The sequence below is a fragment of the Alcanivorax sp. HI0044 genome, assembly GCF_001634945.1.
Window position 1 is genome coordinate 1 of the sequence record NZ_LWEZ01000863.1, and the last position, 434, is coordinate 434.

Consider the following 434-nt stretch of genomic DNA (forward strand, 5'->3'; position numbering starts at 1 on the left):
GCCGTTCTGGTGATTTCGGCTGAGTGTGATAAGGTTCACAGCAAAAAACGAACGGCCTTCAGGTCTAGAAAGGATTCTAGCTGACGCTTCTACGGTGTTGGCGCTCAGGGGGAGGGATATGGGGACCTGCTACGAAACACTCAAAACACGCCAGCGACAGGAACGGGATGATTATCCTGAAGACCTGAGTCTGCGCGTTCACCGTGCCCTGAGCTGGCTGGATAGGGCCGAGCAGGAATCCGACCCAGACAGCCGTTTCATCTTCCTGTGGATTGCCTTCAATGCGGCCTACGCTAGCGAAATTGATGACCGGCAGGGGCTAAGTGAACAAGCCACCTTCAATGCCTTCCTGGAAAAGCTCCACACCCTTGATAACAGCCAGCGCCTGAAAAAACTGGTTTGGAAGGTCTATTCCGGTGCCATCAGCGCACTGC

At 54.4% G+C, this 434-nt stretch carries 1 pseudogene; it reads left to right on the top strand.

The features are described 5' to 3' along the window. Positions 1 to 118: 118 nt before the first annotated feature. Positions 119 to 434: pseudogene (locus A3730_RS10160) on the top strand (HEPN domain-containing protein); the annotation flags it as partial.